This window comes from Streptomyces sp. NPDC007971 (assembly GCF_042958635.1).
Taxonomy (GTDB): domain Bacteria; phylum Actinomycetota; class Actinomycetes; order Streptomycetales; family Streptomycetaceae; genus Streptomyces.
In genome coordinates this window covers 221,065-246,552 of record NZ_JBIBJK010000007.1, presented here as the reverse complement: position 1 = coordinate 246,552, position 25,488 = coordinate 221,065, and the positions used below count along the sequence as shown (strand labels likewise).

General features: G+C 71.7%; 22 protein-coding genes and 1 pseudogene. 12 read left to right on the top strand and 11 right to left on the bottom strand.

Going from position 1 to position 25,488, the window contains the following annotated elements:
• Window positions 1–25: 25 nt before the first annotated feature.
• From ACFZCP_RS16995 to ACFZCP_RS16975, 5 genes are all read right to left on the bottom strand, one after another.
• Window positions 26–901, bottom strand: coding sequence for an ABC transporter permease subunit (locus ACFZCP_RS16995; protein ID WP_391427790.1), 876 nt, complete (start codon window positions 899–901; stop codon window positions 26–28).
• Window positions 898–1,851, bottom strand: a complete 954-nt coding sequence (locus ACFZCP_RS16990; RefSeq protein ID WP_362682620.1) for a sugar ABC transporter permease — start codon at window positions 1,849–1,851, stop codon at window positions 898–900. Before ACFZCP_RS16990 ends, ACFZCP_RS16995 begins: the two co-directional genes overlap by 4 nt.
• A gap of 5 nt (window positions 1,852–1,856) precedes the next feature.
• A complete protein-coding gene (locus ACFZCP_RS16985; protein WP_391427789.1) occupies window positions 1,857–3,209 on the bottom strand; it encodes an extracellular solute-binding protein in 1,353 nt (450 codons plus the stop codon).
• Window positions 3,210–3,362: 153 nt separating this feature from the next.
• A complete protein-coding gene (locus tag ACFZCP_RS16980) occupies window positions 3,363–4,361 on the bottom strand; it encodes a LacI family DNA-binding transcriptional regulator (protein WP_362682626.1) in 999 nt (332 codons plus the stop codon).
• A 120-nt stretch (window positions 4,362–4,481) separates the two neighbouring features.
• Window positions 4,482–5,153, bottom strand: coding sequence for a hypothetical protein (locus tag ACFZCP_RS16975; protein WP_391427787.1), 672 nt, complete (start codon window positions 5,151–5,153; stop codon window positions 4,482–4,484).
• Between the two features lie 238 nt (window positions 5,154–5,391).
• On the opposite strand from ACFZCP_RS16975, the gene ACFZCP_RS16970 reads away from it, so the two are divergent.
• From ACFZCP_RS16970 to ACFZCP_RS16960, 3 genes are all read left to right on the top strand, one after another.
• Complete coding sequence (locus ACFZCP_RS16970) at window positions 5,392–6,048, top strand: helix-turn-helix transcriptional regulator (protein WP_362682632.1); 657 nt, start codon at window positions 5,392–5,394, stop codon at window positions 6,046–6,048.
• Window positions 6,049–6,080: 32 nt separating this feature from the next.
• On the top strand, window positions 6,081–6,626 hold the full coding sequence (locus tag ACFZCP_RS16965; RefSeq protein ID WP_362683287.1) for a toxin-antitoxin system, toxin component: 546 nt from the start codon (window positions 6,081–6,083) through the stop codon (window positions 6,624–6,626).
• A gap of 117 nt (window positions 6,627–6,743) precedes the next feature.
• A complete protein-coding gene (locus ACFZCP_RS16960; RefSeq protein WP_362682635.1) occupies window positions 6,744–6,971 on the top strand; it encodes a hypothetical protein in 228 nt (75 codons plus the stop codon).
• A 32-nt stretch (window positions 6,972–7,003) separates the two neighbouring features.
• Here ACFZCP_RS16960 and ACFZCP_RS16955 read toward each other — a convergent pair whose 3' ends face one another.
• Together ACFZCP_RS16955 and ACFZCP_RS16950 are read right to left on the bottom strand one after the other, a co-directional pair.
• On the bottom strand, window positions 7,004–7,684 hold the full coding sequence (locus tag ACFZCP_RS16955) for a 4'-phosphopantetheinyl transferase superfamily protein (protein ID WP_362682638.1): 681 nt from the start codon (window positions 7,682–7,684) through the stop codon (window positions 7,004–7,006).
• Window positions 7,629–8,537 (bottom strand): metallophosphoesterase, encoded by a 909-nt coding sequence (locus ACFZCP_RS16950; RefSeq protein WP_391427786.1) that lies wholly within the window; start codon window positions 8,535–8,537, stop codon window positions 7,629–7,631. The genes ACFZCP_RS16955 and ACFZCP_RS16950 overlap by 56 nt, the downstream gene beginning before the upstream one ends.
• Before the next feature lie 266 nt (window positions 8,538–8,803).
• On the opposite strand from ACFZCP_RS16950, the gene ACFZCP_RS16945 reads away from it, so the two are divergent.
• Together ACFZCP_RS16945 and ACFZCP_RS16940 are read left to right on the top strand one after the other, a co-directional pair.
• Window positions 8,804–9,943 carry an ATP-grasp domain-containing protein gene (locus ACFZCP_RS16945; protein ID WP_391427785.1) on the top strand — a complete coding sequence of 380 codons (1,140 nt, stop codon included), beginning with the start codon at window positions 8,804–8,806 and terminating at the stop codon, window positions 9,941–9,943.
• A 198-nt stretch (window positions 9,944–10,141) separates the two neighbouring features.
• The gene (locus ACFZCP_RS16940) at window positions 10,142–11,839 is read left to right on the top strand and encodes a carbohydrate binding domain-containing protein (RefSeq protein ID WP_391427784.1); all 1,698 of its coding nucleotides are present in this window, start codon (window positions 10,142–10,144) and stop codon (window positions 11,837–11,839) included.
• Window positions 11,840–12,359: 520 nt separating this feature from the next.
• On the opposite strand, the gene ACFZCP_RS16935 is transcribed toward ACFZCP_RS16940, so the two are convergent.
• Window positions 12,360–13,697: a 6-phospho-beta-glucosidase gene (locus ACFZCP_RS16935; protein ID WP_391427783.1), complete on the bottom strand. Its 1,338-nt coding sequence runs from the start codon at window positions 13,695–13,697 to the stop codon at window positions 12,360–12,362.
• An 88-nt stretch (window positions 13,698–13,785) separates the two neighbouring features.
• Window positions 13,786–14,133, bottom strand: a complete 348-nt coding sequence (locus ACFZCP_RS16930; protein ID WP_391427782.1) for a DeoR family transcriptional regulator — start codon at window positions 14,131–14,133, stop codon at window positions 13,786–13,788.
• A 174-nt stretch (window positions 14,134–14,307) separates the two neighbouring features.
• On the opposite strand from ACFZCP_RS16930, the pseudogene ACFZCP_RS16925 reads away from it, so the two are divergent.
• The 4 genes and pseudogenes from ACFZCP_RS16925 to ACFZCP_RS16910 form a co-directional block, all read left to right on the top strand.
• A pseudogene (locus ACFZCP_RS16925) lies at window positions 14,308–14,925 on the top strand (beta-galactosidase domain 4-containing protein); the annotation flags it as partial.
• Between the two features lie 192 nt (window positions 14,926–15,117).
• A complete protein-coding gene (locus ACFZCP_RS16920) occupies window positions 15,118–16,959 on the top strand; it encodes a LamG-like jellyroll fold domain-containing protein (RefSeq protein WP_391427781.1) in 1,842 nt (613 codons plus the stop codon).
• A 20-nt stretch (window positions 16,960–16,979) separates the two neighbouring features.
• Window positions 16,980–18,650: a histidinol-phosphatase gene (locus ACFZCP_RS16915; protein ID WP_391427780.1), complete on the top strand. Its 1,671-nt coding sequence runs from the start codon at window positions 16,980–16,982 to the stop codon at window positions 18,648–18,650.
• The gene (locus tag ACFZCP_RS16910) at window positions 18,647–19,489 is read left to right on the top strand and encodes a hypothetical protein (protein ID WP_391427779.1); all 843 of its coding nucleotides are present in this window, start codon (window positions 18,647–18,649) and stop codon (window positions 19,487–19,489) included. Before ACFZCP_RS16915 ends, ACFZCP_RS16910 begins: the two co-directional genes overlap by 4 nt.
• An 81-nt stretch (window positions 19,490–19,570) precedes the next feature.
• On the opposite strand, the gene ACFZCP_RS16905 is transcribed toward ACFZCP_RS16910, so the two are convergent.
• Window positions 19,571–20,872: a lipase family protein gene (locus ACFZCP_RS16905; protein WP_391427777.1), complete on the bottom strand. Its 1,302-nt coding sequence runs from the start codon at window positions 20,870–20,872 to the stop codon at window positions 19,571–19,573.
• A gap of 180 nt (window positions 20,873–21,052) precedes the next feature.
• Between ACFZCP_RS16905 and ACFZCP_RS16900 the strand changes: the two genes are divergently transcribed.
• The 3 genes from ACFZCP_RS16900 (at window position 21,053) to ACFZCP_RS16890 (ending at window position 24,432) form a co-directional block, all read left to right on the top strand.
• Window positions 21,053–21,865, top strand: a complete 813-nt coding sequence (locus ACFZCP_RS16900) for a DUF817 family protein (RefSeq protein WP_391427776.1) — start codon at window positions 21,053–21,055, stop codon at window positions 21,863–21,865.
• A gap of 375 nt (window positions 21,866–22,240) precedes the next feature.
• Window positions 22,241–23,641, top strand: a complete 1,401-nt coding sequence (locus tag ACFZCP_RS16895; RefSeq protein ID WP_391427775.1) for a carbohydrate-binding protein — start codon at window positions 22,241–22,243, stop codon at window positions 23,639–23,641.
• A 146-nt stretch (window positions 23,642–23,787) separates the two neighbouring features.
• Window positions 23,788–24,432 (top strand): dihydrofolate reductase family protein, encoded by a 645-nt coding sequence (locus ACFZCP_RS16890; RefSeq protein ID WP_391427774.1) that lies wholly within the window; start codon window positions 23,788–23,790, stop codon window positions 24,430–24,432.
• Window positions 24,433–24,505: 73 nt separating this feature from the next.
• Here ACFZCP_RS16890 and ACFZCP_RS16885 read toward each other — a convergent pair whose 3' ends face one another.
• On the bottom strand, window positions 24,506–25,465 hold the full coding sequence (locus ACFZCP_RS16885; RefSeq protein WP_391427947.1) for a helix-turn-helix domain-containing protein: 960 nt from the start codon (window positions 25,463–25,465) through the stop codon (window positions 24,506–24,508).
• Between the last annotated feature and the right edge of the window lie 23 nt (window positions 25,466–25,488).

The following is a 25,488-nucleotide window of genomic DNA, read 5'->3' as shown; positions in this document are numbered from 1 at the left end:
CCTTTCTGTAGACGGGGCGGCTGCGTCAGCCCTTGGTGCTGCCCGCGCCGATCCCGGCGATGATGTGCCGCTGGAAGACCAGGAACAGCGCCACCATCGGGATGCTGGCGATCACCATCGCGGCGAGGAGCACGGTGAGCTGGATGTTCTGCGACAGCTGGACCAGGGCGACGCTGATGGGCTGTCTGCCGGTGTCGGAGAAGACCATCAGCGGCCACAGGAAGTCCTGCCACACCGCGACCAGCGCGAAGATCGACACCACGCCGAGGACAGGCCGGGACATGGGCAGGACGACCGACCACAGGATGCGCAGTCTGCCGGCGCCGTCGATCTCGGCGGCCTCCAGGACGTCTCGGGGCAGCTGGTCGAAGAACCGCTTGAGCAGGTACAGGTTGAAGGCGTTGGCGACCGCCGGCAGCCAGATGCCGAGGGGGTCGTTGAGCAGGCTGGTGTGGATCAGCGGGAGGTCGGCGACCGTCAGGTACTTGGGGACGACCAGCGCCTGGGCCGGGACCATCAGGGTGGCGAGGATGCCGCCGAGGACCACCTTGCCGAAGGCGGGCCTGAGCCTGGACAGGGCGTAGGCGGCGGCCGTGCAGAACACCAGCTGGAACGCCCAGGCGCCGGCCGCCTGCACCACCGTGTTCCACAGGTGCCGCGGCAGTTCCATCAGGGACCAGGCATCGGTGTAGCCGCCGAGGTGCCAGTGTTCGGGTACGAGCGTCGGGGGCGTCCGGGCCACCTCGTCCGGGGACTTCATCGCACCGGTCACCATCCAGTAGACCGGGAAGAGGAAGGCGAGCGCGAAGAGCAGGACGACACCGGTGAACACGGTCCAGTAGACGGCTCTGCCGCGCGGGCGGGCGAGGGCCGCCGGGGAGATCAGCGTCCGGGTGCTCATGCGTCCCCCTCGGACCGGGTGAGCCGCAGATAGACGGCGGAGAAGGCGCCGAGCAGGACGAGGAGCATGACGCTGAGCGCGCAGGCGCCGCCGAAGTCGTTGTAGAGGAAGGCGTACTTGTAGATGAGGTAGAGGACGGTGACCGTCGCGTTCTCCGGTCCGCCGCCCGTGATGACGAACGGCTCGGTGAACACCTGCATCGTGGCGATGATCTGCAGGAGCATCAGCATCAGGATGACGAACCGGGTCTGCGGGACCGTCACGTGACGGATGCGCTGGAGCAGGTTCGCGCCGTCGAGTTCGGCGGCTTCGTACAGTTCACCGGGGATGGACTGCAGGGCTGCGAGGTAGATGAGGACGGTGCCGCCCATGTTGGCCCAGGTGGCCACGATCACCAGGGAGACGAGTGCGGTGCCGGTGCCGTTGGACCAGTTCGAGGTGGGCAGGTGCAACGAGCGCAGCGTCTCGTTGGCGAGGCCGGCCCCCGGGTCGTAGAACCATTTCCACAGCAGGGCGCTGACCACCGGCGGGATCATCACCGGCAGGTAGACCACGACCCGGAAGAACGCCTTCGCGTGCCGCAGTTCGTTCAGGACCAGGGCGAGGACGAAAGGGACGGCGAACCCGATCAGCAGGGCCAGCAGGGTGAAGGTGAGGGTGTTGCGCCAGGCCGCGGTGAACTCGGGGTCGTGCCAGACGCGGGTGAAGTTGGCGGTGCCGACCCACTGGGGCGAGGAGCCGGGCGTGTACTTCTGGAAGGCGATGACCACCGCGCGGATCGCCGGGTACCAGGAGAACAGCGCGAAGCAGATCAGTGCGCCGAGGAGGAAGGCGTAGGCGCGGGCCTGGTCGGCCGGACGGCGCCGTCCCCGGTCCCCTGCCGGGGGCGGCGCCTGGACCGGGTGGGCGGCGATCTGCTCGGCCGGGCGGCGCTCGGCCGTCTTCGTCATGGCGGTCAGCTCCGGGCCAGAATGCTGTCGATCTTGCCGGACGCGTCCTTCAGCAGCCGGTCGATGTCCGCGTCCTTCTGGGTGAGGACGGCGGAGACGACGCCGTCGAGGACGGAGTAGATCTGCTGGGCGTCAGGCGGCTCGATCTTCATCCGCAGTTGCTGGTTGCCGGCGAGGAAGGCCCGGTAGTTCTCCACCGGGACATTGGCGTTGGCCTTCTTGGCCTGCTGGTCCCTGGCGTCGGCGGCGCCGGTGAACAGGCGCGGCTCGGGCAGGCCCACGGGCGCGTCGTTCTTCCTGGCGCGGGCGTAGTCGCCGAGGAAGCCGGATCCGGGGGTGAGGAACATGTGGTCGAGCCACTTCAGGCCGGCGCGGATCTGGGCGGGCGTGTCCTTCTTGTTGAACATGTAGCCGTCGCCGCCGATGAGGGTGCCCTGGCCGCCGGGCATGGGGGCCAGGGCGAGGTCCTTGTAGTTGCCGCCCTTCTCCTTGACCAGGATCGGGATGTTGTCGGGGGCGGAGAGGTACATGCCGAGCCTGCCCGAACCCATCATCTGCTGCACGTCGTTGATGACGAGGAGCTGCTTGCTGCCCATGGAGTCGTCGGTCCACCGCAGGTCGTGCAGGTTCTGCAGGACGGCACGGCCCTGCGGGGTGTCGACGGTGGCCTTCCTGCCGTCGGCACCGACCACGTCGCCGCCCTGTGAGTACAGCTCGGCGGTGAAGTGCCAGCCGCCCTGGTTCTGTGCGCTGTAGTCGGCGTATCCCACGGTGCCGCCTCCGAGCGCGGCGATCCTCTTGGCGTCGGCGCGGACCTCGTCCCAGGTCGCCGGGGGCTTGTCGGGGTCGAGTCCGGCCTTCTCGAAGAGCCTCCGGTTGTAGAGCAGCCCCATGCTGTACCCGGTGCGGGGTATGCCGTAGACCTTGCCGTCCACGGTGTAGATGTCCCGCAGCTGCTTCTGGATGGTGCCGTAGCTCTTCAGTTCCCTCAGGTACGGGGTGAGGTCGGCGGCCTGGTTGATGTCGACCACGTGCCGGGCGTCGGTGAAGTACGTGTAGAAGACGTCCTCCATCTGCCCGCCGGCGAGCTTGGCGTCGAAGGTCTTGGGGTCCTGGCAGGGGAAGGCGTCGTGCGCGACGACGTCGATGTCCGGGTTCCGCTTCTCGAACGAGGCGATGTCCTGCTCGAAGAACCTCCGGTCCACCTTGGCGCTGCGGGGCGGCTCGCAGTTGACGGTGATGCGGGTCTTGCCGCTCGCCGTGCCGTCGTCGCCCGACCCGCAGGCGGCTGTGGCGAGGGCGAGGGAGGAACAGACGCCGATCGTGGCGAAGGTACGGCGGAACCCGGTGCTTCTCATCGGTGGACCCCTCAAGGCAGGAGCGGTGGGCGCCGCACACTCAAGCACCGACGACATCGTGACGCAAGATGTCGCGCAGAATCTGAAATTGTTCGACAGTCCATTGGATCTACTGGATCCCGCCCCGGCGTCGGCCGGCTCCCGCCCCCGCCCTCAGTCGCGCGGAGCTTGCGCGGTGGAGCCGCGGACCACCAGCTCGGGCTCGAACAGCAACTCCTCGGCAGGTACGGCGGTGCCGGCGATCTGGGCGTTCAGCAGCTCCACGGCCGCCCGGCCCATGGCCTCGATGGGCTGGCGGACGGTGGTCAGCGGGGGTTCGGTGCAGTTCATGAAGGCCGAGTCGTCGTAGCCGACGACCGAGATCCGACCGGGGACGTCGAGTCCCTTGCGGCGGGCGGCGCGGACGGCGCCCAGGGCGAGGGGGTCGCTGGCGCAGATGATGCCGGTGACACCCCGGTCGATCAGCCGGGAGGCGGCCGCGTGACCGCCTTCGAGGGAGAAGATGGCCCGGGCGACGAACTCGTCGGGCAGGTCGCCGGCGAGGGCGCGCGCCGCGGCCAGTTTGCGCGCCGAGGGGACGTGGTCGCCGGGGCCGAGGACCAGGCCGATGCGCTCGTGGCCGAGGGAGGCGAGGTGCCGCCAGGCCTGCTCGACGGCGACGGCGTCGTCGCAGGACACCCCGGGGAAGCCGAGGTGCTCGATGGCCGCGTTGACCAGCACCACCGGGATGTTGCGGTCGGCGAGCAGCCGGTAGTGGTCGTGCGGCGCGTCCGCCTGCGCGTACAGGCCGCCGGCGAAGACCACACCGGAGACCTGCTGCTGGAGCAGCAGCTCCACGTAGTCCGCCTCCGAGACCCCGCCCTTGGTCTGGGTGCACAGCACCGGGGTGAGCCCGAGCTGGGCGAGCGCGCCCCCGATGACCTCGGCGAAGGCCGGGAAGATCGGGTTCTGCAGCTCCGGCAGGACCAGGCCGACGAGGCGGGCGCGTTCGCCGCGCAGCTGGGTGGGACGCTCATAGCCAAGGACGTCGAGGGCGGACAGCACCGCCTGCCGGGTGGCTTCGGAGACTCCGGGCTTGCCGTTGAGCACCCGGCTGACCGTGGCCTCGCTGACCCCTACCTTCTTCGCCACTTCCGCAAGTCGTCGCGTCATGAGCGCAAGAATAGCGCAAGAAGCGCAAGCGGCTTGCGTAGTCGGGTCAGGCGTCGGCGCGGACGGAAGGGGGGTTTCCGGCCCGGCCCCGTCGGCGACCTGAACGCCGACGGAGCCGGGTCAGTCCTCGGGTGCCGGGACGACCGTCAGATGGGCGCCCGTGCCGCGCGGACGGCGCGGCCGGCGCGCGGCCGCGACCGGGCGGCGGGCGTCACGCAGGACCATGGTCAGGCGCGTGCAGCCGGCCCCCTGCAGGGTGGGGGTCGTCTCGTCGACGATCCGGCACTCGGTCGGGCCCCGGCGCGGGTCGGGGTGGAGCAGCAGCCGCACCGCCCCGTCGAGCCGGGTCGCCGCCTCGCCGACGGCGCGGATCCAGTGCGGCAGACCCTGCCGGTAGGCGGCCTCCATGATCGGGTCCTGGGCCACCTCCCGGCGGATCGCCTGGAGTTCGTGGTCGTGGGGGCAGCGCTCCAGGGCGGTCCTGAGGTGGGCCAGCATCGGCAGGCACCAGCCCGGCTCGTGCTCGCCGAGGACGTCGCGGGCGTCCGGGTGGAACAGGACGAACCGCAGGAAGTTGTCCCCGGGCATGGCCGTGGGATGAGGCCGCACACCGCGGAACAGTGTCTCGAACGCACCGTTGGCCATCACCACGTTCCAGCGGTGGTCGACGACCAGGGACGGGAAGGAAACGGCCTCCAGAAGTGCGGCGTAGTCATGGAGATACGCCTGGGCCTCGCAGCCCTCGGGGACGGGCCGCGGCGCCTGCCACTGCCCTCCTGCCTGATGTGCCATCGGGAGGTCACCCCTCTTGCCTCTGCGGCCTTCACGCGGCGAAGCGATCCTGCTGCCCAGGCGAGAGTCATGTCAACTATCGTGGCATTCCACGCCGGTTGACGGCTGAAATTCGCCACAGTTGTGGCGAGACCTGGATGTGAGTTCGAAGCACCGGATACTCTCCGGGAAGTTGCCCACCGCTGTGAGAAGCACACGGACACCCCTGAAGCCCTCGAGAGACGTAGGAGTTCTGTCGGTGACGGATGGCTACGAGGATCCGGGCGCCACGGAGACCGCTCAGCTGTCGGCCGTAGTCGCCCGCGTCACCGGGCTCGCCGACCGGCTCGGCGTGCCGCACTCCGAGGTCTTCGACGTCAGGCGGCTCTCCGTCGCCTGTGGGGTCCCGGAACCGGTGCTCAAGGCGCTGCTCAGCGGCCGCCCCGCGGGCGAACCTGACGTCCAAGCGCGTTTCCTGCAGCGCCTGGACCTGCTGCGCCGCACCCGGCTGAAACCGAACGGGCGCAAGTACACCCAGCAGGAGATCGCCGACGGCGCCGGCATGTCCCGGCAGCAGGCCGGGGCGCTGATCAACGGCGACCGGCGGCCCACCATGGAGCACTGCGACGCACTCCAGAGGTTCTTCCGGGTGCACGCCGGTTTCCTCACGGCGGAGGACCCCGAGGCGCTGGCGGGTGCGCTGCAGCGCACCGAGCAGGAGCTGCTGCAGAAGCTCGCCGACCGGGAGCGGGCCGCGGCCGCGGCCGCGGACGATCCTCTGGAGCGGCTGCTGCAGGACCACGGGGTGCGCGGAATCGCCTGGCGGGCCGCGCAACTGCCCACGGACCAGCACCGGGACAAGGTCGCGGAGTGGCTCGACATGCTCCTGGAGAGCGTCAAGCGGCCCGAGTCGTGAGCCGGGAGAGAACTGTGGGCATCGGCAGGGACATGCGGCGGCTGTGCACCGAACTGGTCGGGGAACTCGCCCTGCCCGGTCCGGTTCCGCCGCACGAGCTGTACCGAGCGCTGTGCGACGCGATGAGCCGCCGCCGCGGCCGCCCCGTGCACTTCCGCACGGCGGTCTTCCCGCCCGGCACGGCCAGCGGGCTGTGGCTGGACATGACCGACCGCGATCTGGTCGTCGTCGAGGAACGCACCGCGCCCGACCACCAGTTGGTGATCCTCGGCCACGAGCTGTGGCACATGCAGGCCGGGCACTGCGGTCACCTCGCCGACGGGCCGGGGGTCGGTGTCGCCACGCGTCTGCTCAGCGAGGACTGCGACCCGGGGGCGCTGGCGGCCGCGGTGCTCCGGGTCGCCGCCCGCACCCGCTTCGACCAGTCCGAGGAGCGCGAGGCGGAGGCCTTCGGGCTGCTGCTCGCCAGCAAGTGCCGCACCCGGCTGGCCGGTTCGTCCCTGCGCGGCCCGGTCCAGCGGGACGACGTGGCGGGCCGCATCGAGGCGTCCCTGGGGTATCTGGGTCCGCAGGGCTGAGGGATCCGCGCTGGCGAGCCGCCCGGCATTCATCCGGCATTGTCAGTGGCAAAGGGCAAGCTGTTACGTGCGCCGCAGGGCGCGTGACCGTGACGCCGAACCGGGGAGAGCCGACCGATGCCCACCGCCGTACTGACCGACCGCGAACGCACGGCCGTGCAGGCCTACCTCCGGCTGCTGCACACCGTGCGCGCAGCTCTCGACGGGCCACCCGACGGCGGCCGTCCCGTCGTCGTGCCGCCCGCCGTGCTCGCGGAGGCGGAGGGCGCACTGGCGCAGGCGGGACTCGCCGGTAACGAGGAGGAGTTCTTCCGGCTGCTGCGCCACTGGTGCCCCGAGGCGTGAGCGGATTCCCGGTGGCCGTTCCGCGCGACCGCTCAGCGGTGCGGGACGGTCACCGCCGTCAGCACCAGCCCGTCCTGTGCCAGCCAGCGGCCCTCGAACCCGCTCAGGCGGGTACCGCCCACCAGCGGGCCGGGGACCAGGAGACGGGCGTGGAAGCGGCCCCGCGTGCCGGCGCCCGGTGCGGGGAACAGCTCGATGTCGGCCTCGGAGAAGTCGAGCCAGGCACGGGTGAGGGGGAACCACGCCTTGTACACGGATTCCTTGGCGCTGAACAGCAGCCGGTCCCAGTGCACGGCGGGCCGTTCGGCGCACAGATCGCGGTGCCGGTCCTGCTCGGAGGGCAGCGCGATGGCCTCGAAGACGCCGTCCGGCACCGGTCCGTGGGGCTCGGCGTCGATGCCGAGGGAGGCCAGGTCGGCGGCGCGGACCAGGGCGGCGGCGCGGTAGCCGTCGCAGTGGGTCATGGTGCCGGCCAGCCCTTCGGGCCAGATCGGGGCGCCGCGCTCACCGGTCAGGACGGGCTGGGGCGGGACTCCGAGCTTCTCCATGGCGCGCCGGGCGCAGACCCGCACGGAGGTGAACTCACGCCGGCGCTTGTCCACCGCCCGCGCCACGAGCTGCTGTTCCTCCGGGTACAGGGGAGAGTCCTGGGCCTCCTCATCCCCGAGCACTTCCACGGCCACCACCGACTCCGGGAGCAGCTCCTCGATCACCGGATCCGACCTCCATCGGCAGAATGCGGCGCAGCTGTCCCGGGGGCACCGGGCGCTTGCGCCATTCGCGGGGGTATCCCACGGACACCTCTTCGAAACGGACGCCCTCGTGCCAGGTGGTCCGCGGGATGTGCAGATGGCCGTAGACCATGGTCCGCACGCGGAACCGCCGGTGCCAGTCGGCGGTCAGCTCGGTGCCGCACCACATCGCGAACTCCGGGTGCCACAGCACGTCCGTGGGATGCCGGTCCAGCGGATAGTGGTTCGCAAGGACGGTGGGCAGGTCCTCGGGCAGCTCGGCGAGCCTGCGCTCCGTCTCGGCGACCCGGGCGCGGCACCAGGCCTCGCGGGTCGGGTAGGGATCGGGGTGCAGCAGGAACTCGTCGTTGCAGATGACGCCCGTCTTCTCGGCGTAGGCCAGGCCCTGCGCCTTGGTGACGCAGCCGGGCGGCAGGAACGAGTAGTCGTACAGCAGGAACAGCGGGGCGACGACGACCGGGCCGCCGGGGCCCTCCCACACCGGGTACGGGTCCTCGGGCGTGGTCACGCCCAGCTCGCGGCAGACGTCGACGAGGTGTTCGTAGCGTTCCACGCCGCGCAGGGTGACCGGGTCCTTCGGGTGGGTCCACAGCTCGTGGTTGCCCGGTACCCACAGGACCTTGCGGAAGCGCTCCGCGAGGGTGTCGAGGGTCCAGCGGACGTCGTCCACGGTCTCCGCGATGTCCCCGGCGACGATCAGCCAGTCGTCCTCCGTGTGGGGGTGCATCTGCTCCACCAGCTCACGGTTCTCCGGATAGCCGATGTGCAGGTCGCTGATGGCCAGCAGCTGCGCGGCCCCGGCCGTCGACTCCACCCCTCGCCCCTTCCGATCATGCGGTCCACACCACGACAACACATTCACCGGCCGGAACACAAGGGGATTCGGGCGTGGCGCACTTGGACAGCCCGGCGAAATCCGTAACCTGCGCGTTGCACGCGCGTCCACTTGAAAGCCGTATGATCGCCCCAACGCCGACGCCCCTAACCTCCCTTGTCACAGGGCCGTTTGGTGTCCCTTCCCTTCCTCCTGCCCGGGCACGGGCCGCTGAGCCCTGCCCGCATTCCCCGAAGGCGGCCTGCATGCCCTCTCGCGTACGCGTCTGGCTCAACCGCACGTACGCGGAGAACGTGTTCTTCATGGATCAGCTGCGCAGGAATCCCAGCGACCGGGCGGTCGAGATCCATGCCACGCACGGCGACGCCGACTCCCCCGTGCTGGCCGCGGCCGACACCGCCGACCTGGAGCCGGAGGGCCTGTCCCCGGCGGCGTACGTCGAGTACGCCCTGGACCAGTGCGCGCGGCGCGGCATCGACGTGTTCGTGCCCCGGCTGCACCAGAGGGCCGTCGTGGCGCACCGTGCGGAGTTCGCGGCGGCGGGTACGGCGCTGCTGGCGCCGACGCCCGAGGCGGTGGCCGTGTTCGAGGACAAGGCGACGGCGTACGAGGCGGTCCGCTCGGTCGGTGTAGCGGTGCCGCCGTGGTGGCGGGTGCGTACGGCGGACGAACTCGTCGCGGCGGTCGAGGAGTTGGAGGCCGCCGGGCACAGGGCGTGTTTCAAGCCTGCGGCCGGCGCGGGCGGGGTCGGGTTCCGTGTGATCACCCGCACTCCCTTGTCGCTGATGCACTTGAACGGCTTCCCCGGCCCGTACGTCCAGCTGGACCTGGTGGTCGAGGCGCTGCAGCGGGCCGGGGAACCGGTGGACTGGCTGGTGATGCCCCGCCTGGAGCAGCCGGAGGTGTCCGTGGACTGCCTGACCGGGCCGGACAACCACATCCGGCTGGCCGTGGGCCGCACCAAGAACGGCCGCCGCCGGGGCTTCACCCTGCACGAGCAGTGGCTGGAACCCGCCCGGCTGATCGCGGAGGGCTTCGGACTGCACTACCTGTCGAACATCCAGTTCCGGATGCTCGGCGACCGCCCGGTGCTCCTCGACGTCAACACGAGGCCCGCCGGCGGCCTGCACCAGCTGTCGCTCTGCGGGGTGAACGCCCCCTGGGCGGCGGTGCAGTTGGCGCTGGGCGAGGACCCGGGGGTGATCGAGCCGCCGTTCCTGGGGCAGGACTACGCGGTGGTGTCGGGGCCGCGGCCGCTGCTGCCCGCTGCGCTTCCGCGGCAGCGGGTGGAGGAGGCCGAGGTGCTGCTGCCGGCGGTGCCGGCGCCCGTGCAGGCGCCTGTACAGGCCGCTTCGGCCGGTGCCGCTGCGGTGCTGCCGCTCTAGGCTGCCGGCCGGCCGCGGGTCTGTCCGTGGTGGCTCGCGCAGTTCCCCGCGCCCCTTTGGGGGGCACTTCGGACCACCGGTATGGACCAATTCCGTCGGGACTCCTTGACAGGTGGATTGGTCCATACCAACTTGGTTGGCGCATCTCTTCCGCACTCCCCTGTACTCCCAACACCCCCATCCCCACAGGGAGATCGCGTGCGCCACATACTCGGGCGTCCCAGACGCCGGATTCTCGCTCTGCTCGGGTCCGCCGCCCTCGCGGCCGGCGGGGCCGTCGCGCTGCCCGGCACGGCCCAGGCGGCCAACATCCTGACCAACCCCGGCTTCGAGTCGGGCGGCGTCTCCCCCTGGAGCTGCACCGGCAACCTCGGCTCGGTCGTCTCCTCCCCCGTGCACGGCGGCTCCCAGGCCCTGCAGGGTGCGGTGTCCTCCAGCGACGACGCGCAGTGCAGCCAGCAGGTCGCGGTCCAGCCGAACACCACGTACACCCTCAGCGGCTGGGTCCGCGGCTCGTACGTCTACCTCGGCGTGGACGGCGGCGCCTCCACCTGGACCACGTCCCCGTCGGCCTACAGCCGGCTGCAGGTCTCCTTCACCACCGGAGCCTCGCAGACCAGCGCCACCATCTACGTCCACGGCTGGTACGCGCAGGGTTCGTACTACGCCGACGACATCAGCCTGGACGGCCCGGGCGGCCCAGGCGGCGGGGACACCCAGGCGCCGACCGCGCCCGGCGGGCTCGCCTCGACGGGCACGTCCTCGTCGAGCGTGTCGCTGAAGTGGAACGCCTCGACGGACAACGTGGGCGTGACGGCGTACGACATCTACAACGGCTCCAGCCGGATCCTCAGCGTCTCCGGCACGTCGGCCACGGTCGGCGGGCTGTCGCCGAGCACGTCGTACACCTTCACCGTGAAGGCGCGGGACGCGGCCGGGAACGTGTCGGCGGCCTCCGGCCCCGTCACCGTCACCACGGACGCGGGCGGCGGTGGCGGCGGCGGTGGCGGCAGCGGGTTCAAGCAGGCGGCGCCGTATCTGTACGAGGGCTGGGGCGATCCGCCGAGCCCGTCCACGGTGATGAGCGCGACGGGCGCCAAGTGGTTCACGATGGCGTTCGTGCTGGACTCGGGCGGCTGCACGCCCGCCTGGGACGGCAGCCGGGCGCTGACCGGCGGGGTCGACCAGAACGCCGTCAACCAGATCCGCTCGGCGGGCGGTGACATCGTCCCCTCGTTCGGCGGCTGGCAGGGCAGCAAACTCGGCGCCAACTGCTCCTCGTCGAGCGCGCTGGCCGGAGCGATACAGAAGGTGATCGACGCCTACTCGCTCAAGGCGATCGACATGGACATCGAGAACACGGACGAGTTCGAGAACGAGGCCGTCCAGGCGAAGATCCTCACCGCGCTGAAGACGGTCAAGGCGAACAACCCGGGCCTGAAGACCATCGTCACCTTCGGCACCGCGACCACCGGCCCGACCTACTACGGCAACCGGCTCATCGAGCAGGCGAAGTCGCTCGGTGCCGACATCGACGTCTTCACCATCATGCCGTTCGACTTCGGCGGCGGCTCGGACATGTACGGCAACACGGTGGCCGCGGCCGAGGGCCTGAAGGCGAAGCTGAAGTCGACGTTCGGCTGGGACGACGCGACCGCCTACTCCCACATCGGCATCTCCGGCATGAACGGCCTGTCCGACCAGCAGGAGACGACCACCCCGGCGATCTGGACCCAGATCCGTGACTGGGCCAACAGCCACCACATCGCCCGGCTCGCCTTCTGGTCGGTCAACCGGGACCGGCCCTGCCCGGGCGGCGGAGTCGCCGAGAACTGCTCCGGCATCAGCCAGAACAACTGGCAGTTCACCTCGATCACGGCCGGCTTCACCGGCTGAGCACGGCACCAAGACGACGACCGTCCCCCCGGCTTCCGGGCCGGGGGGATTTTTTTTCCGCCCGGGGTGTATCAGAGGGCGCCCCGCCCGCTCTCACTATCAGGAACAAGGAACAACGGGGGAAGCACCACCACGGGGAAGCACCACCACGGGGGAAGCACCAGCCGGGGGAAGCACTAGGGGAAACAAACCGGCGGGGGATGCACAACGGGGGCACGGGGGCCGCGGGGCACGGGGGCCGCGGGGGCACGGGGGATCGGGTCGGCCGGTCGCGATCACGGGGAGCGACCGGCCGGCCCGATGTGCGTCTCCCGGCGCCGGAACACAGCGCGCGCCGGCACCGGTGGGACGCTGCCCGTCAGAAGCGACCCACCCCCGGCGAAGCCGCCCGTCGAACCGCGCACCTGGCCGAGATCGCCGTACGGCGTGTCCCGCAGGGCGACGCGGTCGTGGTGACTGCCGCTCAGCCCGCCTCGGCGCGACGCAGGCGCAGGGTCAGGATCTGGAAGGCCGCCGGAGCTCACTTCAGGTATCCGAGGCCAGGATGGACGGCCGTGTACCCCTCGACCAGACGCCGGGCCACGTTGACCGAATCGACGAGCGGATGCAGCGCGAACGCCTTCACGGCCGTGGCGCGCGAACCGGACGCGGCGGCGGCGAGCACCTCGCGCTCGACCGCCTTGACCGCGCAGACCAGACCGGTGGCATGGCCGGGCAGCGGGGCGACGGCGACCGGGTGGGCGCCGTTGGCGTCGACCAGGCAGGGCACCTCGATGACCGCGTCCGTGTCCAGGACCGACAGGGTGCCCCGGTTGCGCACGTTGAGGATCAGGGTCGTGCGTTCGTCCCGGGCGATGGCCCGCATCAGGGCGAGGGCGACCTTCTCGTAGCCGCCGGAGAGGTCGTCGGCCTCGCGTTCGCCGGCGCCGGCGGTCTCCCGGTTCTCGGCCATGTAGGTCGCCTCGCGCTCGGCGCGGGTGCGGTCCCAGAGGTCCAGGGCCGGGACGTCGGCGCGCCCGGCCTCCTCGTAGAACCGTGCCTGCTGGTCGCGCAGGAAGGCACCCCGGGTCTTCTCGGCCTCCTGATAGGCGTGTACGGCCTCGCGGTTGAAGTAGTAGTAGTGCAGGTACTCGTTGGGGATCGCGCCGAGGGACTGCAGCCAGTCGGCCCCGAAGAGCTTGCCCTCCTCGAACGAGCCGAGCAGGCCGGGGTCGGCGAGCAGGCGCGGGAGTTCGTCGCGTCCGGCGATGTGCAGGCCGCGCACCCAGCCGAGGTGGTTGAGGCCGACGTAGTCGATCCACGCCTCCTTCGGGTTCGCGCCGAGCGTCCGGGCGATCCGGCGACCGAGGCCGACCGGCGAGTCGCAGATGCCGATGACGCGGTCGCCCAGGTGGCGGGACATGGCCTCGGTGACCAGGCCTGCGGGGTTGGTGAAGTTGATGACCCAGGCGTCGGGGGCGAGGCGGGCCGTCCGCCGGGCGATGTCGACCGCGACCGGGACCGTGCGCAGACCGTAGGCGATCCCGCCGGCGCCGACCGTCTCCTGGCCGAGGACGCCTTGCGCGAGTGCCACCCGCTCGTCGTCCGCCCTGCCCTCCAGGCCGCCCACGCGGATCGCGGAGAAGACGAAGTCGGCGCCGCGCAGGGCCTCGTCGAGGTCGGTGGTGGCTCTCACGCGGGGGGCGCCGTCCACGGCCGACGCCTGTTCGGCCAGCACCCGCACGACGGCGTGCAGGCGGCTGTCGTCCAGGTCGTGCAGCACGACCTCCGTGACCCGTCCCTCGCCACGGTCCGCCAGCAGCGCCCCGTACACGAGCGGCACCCGGAACCCGCCGCCGCCCAGAATCGTCAGCTTCACGCCTGCACCTCTCCTGCCGGGACCACCTCGACGCCCGCCTCCTGAAGCGAGGAGCCGGCCGCCGGGTCGACCATCTCGTTCGTCACCATCACGTCCAGGTCCCCGGGACCGCGGACCTGCGCCCTTCCCACCGGCTCCTCGGGTGACCACCGGGCTCCTCGGTGACCAGCGGGCTGCCGGTGACCGCCGGGCCGCCGACGAACAGCAGGATGCCGGTGACCAGCGGGTTGCCGGTGGCTTCGGCGAAGGGCTGGTCGCCCGCGTCCGCGACCGCGCCACCGTGCACCCGGGTGAGCGGGCCGTCCACCGGCAGTTCGACGAGGTCGTCCCGCCTGACCGTGGCGGGGCTCACGCCCCGTTGCCCGGAGAGGTCGGTGTCGGCCGCCGGGCCGCCGGAGCGCAGGACCCGCAGGACGAGGTGGTGTCGTCGTTCCACCAGCACACCATGAACACTACTCGTCCTCCTCCTTCAGCCTCATGCGCAGTTCCGCCCGGACACCGGCCAGGTTCTGGCACGCAGCACCCGACGCGCGGCACCCAGCACCCAGCACCCGACGCCCGGATGCGGCGCCCGGCGCCCGGAAGAGCGTCGGGGGCCTCGCCGTAGCGGTCGTCCGGCGGTGGTTCCCCGCACCACTGGGCGGCCATCGAGTCAACGCCGGGTCTTCAGGGATGCTTCATCCGAGAGTTCCGGGGCCACGGAATTCTGCACCGCGTGAGCGAGCGAAGACCTGCCGGGCCCGCGGGCGCCGGACTGCCTGACAACGGTGTCACCAGGCCTCACCGCCGTCCGGCGTACGGCGGTGACGTCCACGAGACGATGCAGGACCGCCCGTTCGGCACGGGCGGCACGGGCGGCACGGTCCTGTCCGGCCCCCCTCCGGAGCCGGCCCTGTACGACCACCGGGGGTTCGCGGTCCCGGTCAGCATCCGCTGCTACCGGCACGAGGGGATCGTCGTCTCCAACCACCAGTCCGTCCGCGGTCTGAGCCGGCTGGCGGCCACCTGGGAGCTGACCCTGGCCGACGGCCGGACCCTGACCGGTCCGGCCGGGCTGCCCGATCTGCAGCCGGGCGAGACGGCCGCCGTGCCCCTGCCCTTCGCACTGCCCCCGGACGGCGGTGAGGCCTGGCTGACGCTGCGGGTGACCACCACCGAGGACGAGCCGTGGGCGCCGCGCGGCACACCGGTGTGCACGCCGCGGCTGCGGCTACGGGCGCCCGTCGCGCCCGTGATGCCTGTCGCGCCCGTCGCGCCCGTGGTGCGCATCGACGCCGCGCTGCGGGTGCCCGGCACGGCGTCGCCCGGCCCCGGCGCCTCCTCCGGGCGCCGTACCCCGGCGGACTTCCACCGCCGCGGCCGGACCCTGCGCGTTGTGTGACCCCGCCCCACCCGTCACCTCACCCTTCCCGGAGCACACGTGTGTACGTCGCATGACCACAGCCAGGGCGAGGCCGCGCAGGCCGGCGCCGGACGACGCAGTTTCCTGCGCGCCACGGCGCTGCTCGGTGCCGCCGCCACCGCCGGGGTCGCGCTTCCGGCCGCGGCCGAGGCGGCTCCCGCGGGCACCTGGCGGCCCGACACCGACAGCCGCCGCTTCACGCTCGCCGTGATGCCCGACACCCAGTACCTCTTCGACGGGCCTAGCATCAACCCCGCGCCCGTCGAGGCGTCCCTGCGCTATCTGCTGGAGCGCGGCAGGGACGAGAACATCGTCTTCCTGTCCCACCTCGGCGACCTCACCCAGAACGGCGCGCAGGAGGAATTCGACGCCATCGGCAAGGCGTTCGGAATCCTCGACCGGCGAGGCGTCGGCTACAGCGTCCTGGCCGGCAACCACGACGTACGGTCGTCGACGGACGACCAGCGCGGTCCGACGCCGTACCTGGACGCCTTCGGTCCGCAGCGCTTTGGGCACAGGCCGACCTTCGGGGGCTCCTCCCCGGACGGCTACAACACGTACCACCTGTTCCGGGCGGCCGGGCGCGAGTGGATGGTACTGGCGCTGGACTGGCGGCTGTCGGCGCAGGGATACGCCTGGGCGAAGGACGTCCTCGCGCGGCACCCGAGGACGCCGGTCGTCCTCACCACGCACGAGCTGGTCGTCGAGGACGACTCCCTGTCCGCGTACGGGCAGCAGCTGTGGGACGGTCTGATCGAGGAGCACGACCAGATCTTCCTGACCCTGAACGGCCACTACTGGCCGGCGGGCCGCGCGGTCCGCAAGAACGCGGCGGGCAACGAGGTCCACCTGCACCTGACGAACTACCAGAACCGCTACTTCGGCGGCGCGGCGATGATCCGCCTCTACCGCTTCGACCTGGACCGCGGCGTCATCGACGTCGAGACGGTCTCCCCATGGATCCTGGGCCGCGCCGCCGGTGGCCTCAACGAGCTGGAGCGGCAGGAGATCGAGCTGAGCGGGGACGCGGACCGCTTCTCGGTCGGCATCGACTTCGCCGGCCGCTTCTCCCGCTTCGACCCGGTGCCGGCCCGCCCGGCACGGCCCGCGTCGAAGATGCTGGTCCCGGGCACGATGGCGTACTGGCGCTTCGACGGCCACGACAGCGGTACGGCGGTGACCGGCACCGTCCGGGACCTGTCCGGGCACGGCAACGACCTCACCGTGGTCACCGTCGGCGAATCCGCCCTGACCTGGTCGGCCGACCACCACCCGGACCAGCCCGGACACGGCAGCCTGGAGTTCCAGGGGTACAAGTCCCCGTTGCGGGGCGCTTATCTGCGCACGGTGGACGGGGCCCCGCTCAACTCGGCCACGTTCAGGAGCGGTTACACCATCGAGGTGTTCTACCGCCTGCCCGCCGACTGGGACGCCGCCCACCACGCCTGGTCCGGCCTCGTCGGCCGCAGCGGCCGCAACGGCTCGGCCGGCCCGGTCACGGACGACCCCGACGAACCGCTCGCCACGCTGTCCGTCTCCGACGGACCGGGTCCGCAGTGGGCCGCCCGTCCGCTCGGCCGGCAGCAGCTCGCCACCAACTGGGGCGACGAGACCGCCCGCGAGCAGTGGTGGCACCTGGCCGTGGTCAACGACGGACGGCACACGACGATGTACGTCCAGGGCTGCCCCGTGGCCCGCAACCCGCACGCCCCCGCCGTCGGGATCGCCACGGCCGGGCTGCCCTGGCTGCTCGGCGGCTACGAGTACGCGGGGAAGATCGACCAGATTCTGCACGGACGGCTCGGCGACGTCCGGATCGTGTCCCGGGCGCTGCCCGTCACCTCCTTCATGACCCACTGACCCCCATCGGGAGGACGACCATGACCGAGCAGCAACTGCCCGTCTGGGCCGACCCGGCGGTCTCCCCCGCCGACCTGGACGCCCAGGGCGTCTCACGACGCCGGCTCCTGCGCCGCGCCGGCCTGTTCGGCGCCGCGTTCGCCCTGGGCGGGGCGGCCTCGCCGGCCGCAGCCACCGGCCGGGGCCCCGGCGGCGAGGACCCGCACCTCGCCTACCTGGTCGGCGACCACCACGTCCACTCCGTCTACAGCCACGACGCCAAGTACACGTTCTCCCAGCAGGCCCGGGCCGCCGCCCGGTACGGCCTGGACTGGATGGTGTTCAACGAGCACTCCAACTTCGGGCACGCCCGCTACGGCGCGCAGCTGGAGCACCAGGAGATCCTGAAGGCGCGCGCCGAGAACCCGCGCCAGCTGATCTTCCAGGGCCTGGAGTGGTACATCCCGGCCGCCGAGCACTGCACGGTCTTCGCTGCACCCGGCCCGCACGAGGTCGACCTGCTCACCCGGTTCGAGCTGGCCTACGACGGCAAGCTGCTCGGCTACGACAAGGGCGGCGCCGCCGACGCGGACACCTCCCGCAACGAGGCCCACGCCGTCAGGGCCATCCAGTGGCTGGCCGAGCAGCGCCGCAGCGGCTACGTCGACGACGTCCTCGTCCTCGCCAACCATCCGCTGCGCCTCGGCATCGACTCCCCGCACGAGATGCGCAACTGGCGTGACGCGGCCCCCGAGATCATGATCGGCATGGAGGGAGCGCCGGGCGCCCAGGGCGCCGCGATCCCGGGCTGGGGCGGTCCCGCCTCGATCCGCGGCGAGTACCAGAACAGCCCGTCCGCACAGTCCTGGGCGGGCTACCCGAAGGAGGCCTACCTCACCTACGGCGGCTTCGACTGGGCGACCGCGACCGTCGGGGGCCTGTGGGACTCGATGCTCGCCGAGGGCAGGCCGTTCTCGATCACCACCAACTCCGACAACCACCGCACCGTCTTCGACACCTGGAAGAACGGCGACTGGCAGCCCGGCCAGAACTTCGACGACACCGGCAGGCTGCCCGACCCGGTCGACACCGGATCCCCGCAGCCCGGCAGCGACTTCTGGCCCGGCGAGTTCAGCCGGACCCACGTCGGCGTGACCCGCTACGGCCACCGCGCCGTGATGGCGGGCCTGCGCGCCGGCCGTGTCTGGCTCGACCACGGGCATCTGCTGGACGGGCTCGACGTGCGGGTGAAGGGGGAGCGCGACCGGGGCCGGGGCATCACGCTCGGCGGGCGGCTGCGCGTCGGCAGGGGCGAGCGGATCACGCTGTACGTGACGGTGACGACCGCCTCGCGGACCAACCCCCGTGGAATCCTGCCCCGGTTGGCGCACGTGGACGTGATCCGGGGAGCGGTGCGCGGCCCGGGCAGCGACCGGGACACCTGGCAGGCACCGGACACCCGGGTCGTGCACACGGTCGACGTGTCCGGGCGCAACGGGACGTACACCCTGCGCATTCCGCTGACCGCCGGCGAGGAGTCCTTCTACGTGCGGCTGCGCGGCAGCGACGGCAACCGGCACGGCGCCGGCCTCCTGGGCGCGTCCGTCGACCCGCACGGACCGGTCCCCCACGAGCCCGGAAACGGTGACCCGTGGGCCGATACGTGGTTCTATTCGAACCCCATTTTCGTCGATGTGGCAGGAGTCCGATGAAGCGTCATCTCCTCACCCTCAGCGCCTTATTGGGTGCTCTCGCGCTCGGTGCGCCGAGCGCCTTCGCCGCCGACGGCCCCCGCTGGGCGCCCGCCGGGACCTCGTACACCGACACCCTCGGCGGCGGACAGGGACTGGCGAGCCGGGCGGACGGGTCGCTGCTGCACCGCGGGCTGCTGGACATCCCGCTGGACCTCAGGATCAAGGGCTGGAACCACGTCGGCGACCCGGACATCGCGCGCGGCTATGTCTTCGACGCCTACCAGGGCGCCGACACGGCCGGCTCGAAGCTGTACGCGGTCACCACGCCGTCCGGGAAGCGCTACGACTACGTGCATCCCCTGGACGCGGGCGAGAAGGTGAACAACTCCTTCGCCACCGTCTCGCCCGACGGCCAGTGGCTGGTGTCGGGCGAGTGGGGCGACCAGAACCGGCTCCAGGTGTTCCCCGCGCCCCTGCTCAACCCGGCCACGCCGGCCACCGGCGGATCGCTGGCGCAGGCCGGGCAGATCAGCCTGGACAAGCCGGTGCGGGACATCCAGGGCTGTGACTTCGTCACCGCCACCCGGCTGGTGTGCGCCTCGGACGATGCCTCCGGCACGCTCTTCCCGCAGAGCCGGCCGCTCCTCCAGGTCGACCTGGAGCACACGCTGGACGGCCGGCCCGTCACCGGCAGGGTGACGAGCCTGTTCGGTGTTCCGCAGAAGAGCGTGTGCTCCGGCACGTTCGAGGCGGAGGGCGTCGACTACGACCCGGGCAGTGGCACGCTGCGGGCCGAGGTGATCTCGCCGGGCGTGTGCGCGGTCGCGACGACCGTGTACGCCTACCGGCAGCAGTAGGCATATCCGCGCAGAAACGGTACGGCCGGTGCAGGACGGCGGCGGGCTTCCCGCCGCCGTCCCTCTGCACCGGCCGCCCGATCAGCAGTTCCCGGCGTCCGCCTTGCCGTCGAACCGGTCGCCGAGCCACTTCACCACGTCACCGACCGCCTGGGCGTCAGCGGTGAGGTGATCGCCCACGTACGGGGTCCAGCGGGTGCTGATGCCGGCCCCGCAGTAGGCGCGGCGGGTGGCATGCGCGGTGCCGGCGGGGATCACCTCGTCCAGCATCCCGCGGTACTGGTACACCGGGAAGCCGATCTCGTAGCGGGCGCCGGACCCGGGGGTGCCCACCCCGGCGCCGAGCCTGTTGGCTTCGACCGCGTCGCCCCAGGTGGTGCCGTCCGGGCCGGGCAGGGCGTAGATCTGGTCGAGCGTCAGCCCGTCCTTGGTCAGCTGCTCGATCCGCGTGAGCGGGAAACGGCCGACGGTGCCGAGCGCGCACAGCGACTCGGCGTCCTTGACGGCCTTGCGGCCGGTGTCGTCGAGGAGGTCGTCGAACGGCAGTTGCGGGTGCGTGACGGACAGACCGATGAACGCGTCCACCAGGAACCCGGCGAAGAACTGCCCGTCGAGGTTGCTCGCCACCTGCTCAAGGTCGGCGGGGATCCCGCCCGAGGCCGCACCGACGACCGTGAGCTCGGGGGCGTAGGAGCGGGCGAGCTGGGCCGCCCACAGGCTGCCGGAGCCGCCCTCCGAGTAGCCCCAGATCCCGACCCGTGCCTCGGGACTCACGCCGGTGCCGGGCACCCGGGAGGCCGCGCGGGCCATGTCGAGGGCGGCGTGACCGGCCTCGGGCCCGGAGGCGTAGGGGTGGACCTCGCCGTCCAGGTAGCCCTGGCCGTCCGTCGCGGCGACGGCGTAACCGGCGTTGAGCAGCGAGGCGATGTTCGGGCCCTCGTAGGCGTCCTGGTACTGGCCCGCAAGCTGTTTGGAGAACGCGCACTGCGGCCCGATGCCGAGAGTGCCCGGCACGAACGCGACCAGCGGCCGCTCGCCCGGCCCGGTCCACGGTTTCTGCGGCACGACGACGGTGCCGGCGGCCAGGACGCGCCGGCCCTGCCCGTCGGTGGAGCCGTACTGCACCTTCCAGGCGTTCAGCGGGGGGCCGCCGACCACCATGGGCAGCGAGTCGACCCGGCGGCAGGCGACGACGTCGCCCGGTGCGGCGGTGGCGTGGTCCGAAGGGCGGTAGATGTCGGCGTCCGCGGCGGAGCACGCCTGCGGCGTCCCGGCCGCCGCGGTCACCGCCGGCACGGTGAGCAGTCCACCGAGCAGAGCTGCGGCGGCGAGGAGTGCGGCTCTCCTCGGATGCGGTTTCCTCGACCTGTGGGGAATCACCACTTCAGAGCGTCCCTTCTGTGGGGTGAAGAGCTACGTGAAGCAGGGCAGGCCGAGAGGTTACGGAGCCGTAGGTAAGCGCTGATAGTTAAAGGACGACGAACCGGAGGGACAAGCCTGTGTGCCGGTGACTAGCTTGGCCGGGCAACCGGAAAAGGTTTTGGCGTCGTCCTCCTGGTCACCATGCTCACCACGAATCCGGCCGGCCCACCGGCCTCTCCCGTCGGCCAGCTGCTCGATTTCACCTGGACACAGACCCGGGCCTGCGCCTTCGCCATCGCCCTGCTGTCCGGGGTGGCGGCATCGGCCCTGCTGCCGCCCCTGCCGGTGGCCCGCTACGACCTGCTCGTCGGCTACGGCGTGCTCCTCACGCTGCTGTTCTGGCATCGCGGCTGGGAGAGCGGACGGGATGTCGCCGTCATCGCCGCCTGCCACGTCACCGGGCTCGCCTTCGAGCTGGTGAAGGTCTCGCTCGGCTCGTGGAGCTACCCGGAACCCGCCGTCCTGAAGTTCGCGGGCGTCCCCCTGTACGGAGGCTTCCTGTACGCGGCCGTGGGCAGCTACGTCTGCCGCGCCTGGCACCTGTTCGACCTGCGCCTGACCCGTTACCGGCCGCGGGCGACGGCACTGGTGGCCACCGCCGTCTACGTCAACTTCTTCAGCCACCACTGGCTGCCCGACGTCCGCCGGCCCCTGGCGGCCCTCCTCCTGGCCGTGACCGCGGGCACCTGGGTGCACTACACGGTGCGCGGCGTACGGCGGCGCATGCCGCTCGCGCTGTCCTTCGTCCTGATCGGGTTCTTCCTGTGGCTGGCCGAGAACCTGGCCACCTACCTGGGCGCGTGGCGCTACCCGTACCAGCTCCACGGCTGGCAGCCCGTCGACGTCGACAAGTTCGGCGCCTGGGCCCTGCTCATCAGCGTCACCTTCGTGCTCGCCGCACTCGGCAGGGCGAAGACGGGCACCGGCCCCAGGCCGCCGTCACCGTCGTCCTGACCGCCGTCACCCTCCTCCTGACCGCCGTCACCGTCGTCCTGACCGCCGTCACCCTCCTCCTGACCGCCGTCACCGTCGTCCCGACCGCTTTCGCCGTCCTCCTGACCGCCGTCACCGTCGCCCCGACCGCCGTCGCCGTCCTCCTGACCGGTGGCCGGCCCGGCCCCGTCCATGGACGACGACGAGTTCCACGCCGACGAGGACGTCTTCAGGGGATGAACTCCCGTGCGACCAAAGGACTTTCTCCGCTTTGACTCTTGACGGCCCCAGGGGCGGGGAGCACATTGACGGCACCGTGAGAGCGCTCTCACGCCCGCCGTGGGAGCGCTCTCACGGGACTCCCGCGCTCTCCCCGTTCCCGAGAGGCCCTCCCCCATGACCGAAACCTCCGGCATACCCAGACCCCGTGCCCTTGGTCGCGCACTCGTCGCCGCGCTCGCCACGCTCGGCCTGGCCGCAGCGGTCGCGACGGCCGCCCCCGCGCCCGCGAACGCCTCCGCCCCCACGCCCCCGTCCGGCTGGACCCAGGTCTTCCTGGACGACTTCGACGGACCGGCCGGATCCGGCGTCAACACCTCCGACTGGCAGTACGACACCGGCACGTCGTACCCGGGCGGCGCGGGCAACTGGGGCACCGGCGAGGTCGAGACGATGACCTCCAGCACCGGCAACGTCGCGCTCGACGGCAACGGGAACCTGCTCATCACCCCGCGCCGCGACGCATCCGGCAACTGGACCTCCGGGCGCATCGAGACCACCCGTACCGACTTCCAGCCGCCGGCGGGCGGCAAGCTGCGGGTGCAGGCCCGGATCCAGATGCCGAACGTCACCGGCGCCGCCGCCAAAGGCTACTGGCCCGCGTTCTGGATGCTGGGCGCGCCGTTCCGCGGCAACTACTGGAACTGGCCCGGCGTCGGCGAGCTGGACATCATGGAGAACGTCCAGGGCCTGAACACCGACTGGGCCACGATGCACTGCGGCACCAGCCCGGGCGGGCCCTGCAACGAGACGACCGGCATCGGCGGCAACACACCCTGCTCCGGCACGAGCTGCCAGGCCGGCTTCCACACCTACGCCGTGGAGTGGGACCGCTCGACCAGCCCCGAGGAGATCCGCTTCTCCCTCGACGGCGTCGACTTCCACACCGTGAGGGCCGACCAGGTCGACGCGACGACCTGGGCCAACGCCACCGGCCACGGCTTCTTCGTCATCCTGAACGTGGCGATGGGCGGCGGCTTCCCGGCGGCGTTCGGCGGCGGTCCCGACAGCGGTACCGAGCCCGGCCACCCGATGGCCGTGGACTATGTGCAGGTGCTGCGGTCGTCGGGCGACGGGGGCGGCACCACTCCCCCGCCTCCGGGCAACCGGAACGCCTACAGCGCCATCCAGGCCGAGTCCTACGACAGCCAGTCCGGCGTCGGCACCGAGTCCACCACGGACGACGGCGGTGGCCAGGACATCGGGTACCTCGCGGGCGGCGACTGGGCCCTCTACAAAGGAGTCGACTTCGGCTCCCGGCCGGCCACCCAGTTCTACGCCCGGGTGGCGAGCGGGGCCGCGTCCGGGGTGAGCGGGCTCGTCGAGGTGCGCCTGGACAGCCGCGGCAGCGCACCGATCGGCAGTTTCGCGCTGGCCGGCACCGGGGGCTGGCAGAGCTGGCGGACCGTCCCCGCGAACATCGGCCCGGTGACCGGCACGCACGATGTGTATCTGACGTTCACCAGCGGCCAGCCGGCCGACTTCGTGAACGTGAACTGGTTCGACTTCGGTCACTGACAAGGGTGTCGGGGGTGCCCCGCGGCCGACCGCGGGGCACCCTTGTGCCGTTGGCCGCCCCGGAGCGGACGGGACTCTCCGGACCGGCGATGAGTTCTCCCGCCCCGGAGAGTCTCGTCACCGTTACCGACCACGCAGGAGGAAACGTGACTCAGCTGCTGAGAGTCCAGAACTTCACTGTCTCGAGCGACGGAATCGGTGCCGGCGAGGACCAGAGCCTCGAAAGGCCGTTCGGTCACGTCGATCCGGGGAGGCTGTTCTCCTGGGCCGGCGCCACGGCGAGCTGGCCCATGCGCACCGACCCCGGAGGGAGCCGGGGCCTGGACGACTACTTCACCCGGGACTTCGCACGCAACATCGGCGCCGAGATCATGGGCCGCAACAAGTTCGGGCCCCAGCGCGGGCCCTGGACCGACGACGAGTGGCGCGGCTGGTGGGGGGACGAGCCGCCGTTCCACACCCCGGTGTTCGTCCTGACCCACCACCGGCGCCCCTCCTTCACGCTCTCCGACACCACGTTCCACTTCGTCGCCGGCGACCCGGCCACGGTCCTCGCCCAGGCGCGGGAGGCGGCGCAGGGCAAGGACGTCCGGCTCGGCGGCGGGGTCACCACCATCCGGCAGTTCCTCGACGCCGGCCTCGTCGACACCCTGCATGTGGTGGTCTCCCCGGTGAAGCTCGGGTCCGGACTGCGCCTGTGGGAGTCCCCCGACGAACTGCTCGACCGGTTCCACCTGGAGGTCGTTCCCAGCCCGAGCGGCGTGACGCACCACCTGTTCTGGCGCAGGTGACCCGCAGGCCACCCCGCCGGGCAGGGACGGCGGCACGACCCGGCCGGACGGCGCACCGGCGATCGGTCCGCCGCTAACGCAGCTCCGCCCGGAACGCCACCGGTGTCTGGCCGGTGTGCAGATGGAAGAACTTGGAGAAGTTCGCCGCGTCGGGGAAGCCCACGGCCGCCCCGACGCGGCCGGTCGGCATGTCCGTGTGGGCGAGCAGCCGCTTGGCCTCCAGGATCACCCGTCTGTCGATGAACCCCTTGGGCGTCTGCCCGGTGGCCGCGCGGACGGCGCGGACGAGGGTGCGGCGGGAGTAACCGAGCGCGTCGGCGTACGCGCTGACGCTGTGGTGGGCGGCGAAGCCCTTCTCCACCGCGTCCCGGAAGCGGGTGAAGGTGGTGTCCGCCCGCTGCCGGGAGGCCTCCTCCGAACGGGCCGCGAGGTGGGCGAGGCGCAGCAGGAACGCGGTCAGTGAGTGCCGCAGCACCGCGGTGTGCAGGCTCAGCGGGAGGGTGGCGGTGTCCTCGTACTCGCGGCGCAGTTGGTCCAGGGACGCCTGGAGCGCGTCGAGCTGGGCCGGTGCGGGGTGCAGCAGCGGCGGCAGGTCGTAGCGGTAGAGGCCGGTGGCCTCGACGGTGGCGCGGGGCAGGAATCCGGGCTGCATGGTGAGGACGGTTCCGCGGTACTCGCTCGTCCGGGAGAACCGGTGGACCTGCCCGGGGCGGATCCACAGCAGGTCGCCGGCCGAGGCCTCGTACTCGGCGAAGTCGATCATGTGCCGTACGGGGCCGCCGGTGAAGAGCATGACGACGTGGAAGTCGATGCGGTGGACGCGGTGCAGCGGGGCGTCTGCGTGCCAGGTGCGGTCGGTCCCCATGGGGCCGATCTGCATGCCGACGCCGCCGACGGCCAGCTCGCTGGGGAAGGGGAAGGTCCTGATCCCGTCGCCGTCCAGGCCGTCCCGGTCCAGTGCGCCGCCGCCCGGGCCGTCTCCCTCCAGGCCGTCCTGGTCCGGGCCGTCGCTCTCCCGGGCGTCGCGGTCCATGTGCTCCCCGGCCACGCGGCCGC

What these genes read in the sequence shown, in the direction of transcription:
- ACFZCP_RS16945 (WP_391427785.1), top strand. Translation starts at nt 8,804, where the DNA reads ATGCCCTCTCGCGTACGCGTCTGGCTCAACCGCACGTACGCGGAGAAC.
- ACFZCP_RS16885 (WP_391427947.1), bottom strand. Translation starts at nt 25,465, where the DNA reads ATGGACCGCGACGCCCGGGAGAGCGACGGCCCGGACCAGGACGGCCTG.
- ACFZCP_RS16915 (WP_391427780.1), top strand. Translation starts at nt 16,980, where the DNA reads ATGACCGAGCAGCAACTGCCCGTCTGGGCCGACCCGGCGGTCTCCCCC.
- ACFZCP_RS16900 (WP_391427776.1), top strand. Translation starts at nt 21,053, where the DNA reads ATGCTCACCACGAATCCGGCCGGCCCACCGGCCTCTCCCGTCGGCCAG.
- ACFZCP_RS16995 (WP_391427790.1), bottom strand. Translation starts at nt 901, where the DNA reads ATGAGCACCCGGACGCTGATCTCCCCGGCGGCCCTCGCCCGCCCGCGC.
- ACFZCP_RS16895 (WP_391427775.1), top strand. Translation starts at nt 22,241, where the DNA reads ATGACCGAAACCTCCGGCATACCCAGACCCCGTGCCCTTGGTCGCGCA.
- ACFZCP_RS16960 (WP_362682635.1), top strand. Translation starts at nt 6,744, where the DNA reads ATGCCCACCGCCGTACTGACCGACCGCGAACGCACGGCCGTGCAGGCC.
- ACFZCP_RS16975 (WP_391427787.1), bottom strand. Translation starts at nt 5,153, where the DNA reads ATGGCACATCAGGCAGGAGGGCAGTGGCAGGCGCCGCGGCCCGTCCCC.
- ACFZCP_RS16985 (WP_391427789.1), bottom strand. Translation starts at nt 3,209, where the DNA reads ATGAGAAGCACCGGGTTCCGCCGTACCTTCGCCACGATCGGCGTCTGT.
- ACFZCP_RS16965 (WP_362683287.1), top strand. Translation starts at nt 6,081, where the DNA reads ATGCGGCGGCTGTGCACCGAACTGGTCGGGGAACTCGCCCTGCCCGGT.
- ACFZCP_RS16980 (WP_362682626.1), bottom strand. Translation starts at nt 4,361, where the DNA reads ATGACGCGACGACTTGCGGAAGTGGCGAAGAAGGTAGGGGTCAGCGAG.
- ACFZCP_RS16990 (WP_362682620.1), bottom strand. Translation starts at nt 1,851, where the DNA reads ATGACGAAGACGGCCGAGCGCCGCCCGGCCGAGCAGATCGCCGCCCAC.
- ACFZCP_RS16910 (WP_391427779.1), top strand. Translation starts at nt 18,647, where the DNA reads ATGAAGCGTCATCTCCTCACCCTCAGCGCCTTATTGGGTGCTCTCGCG.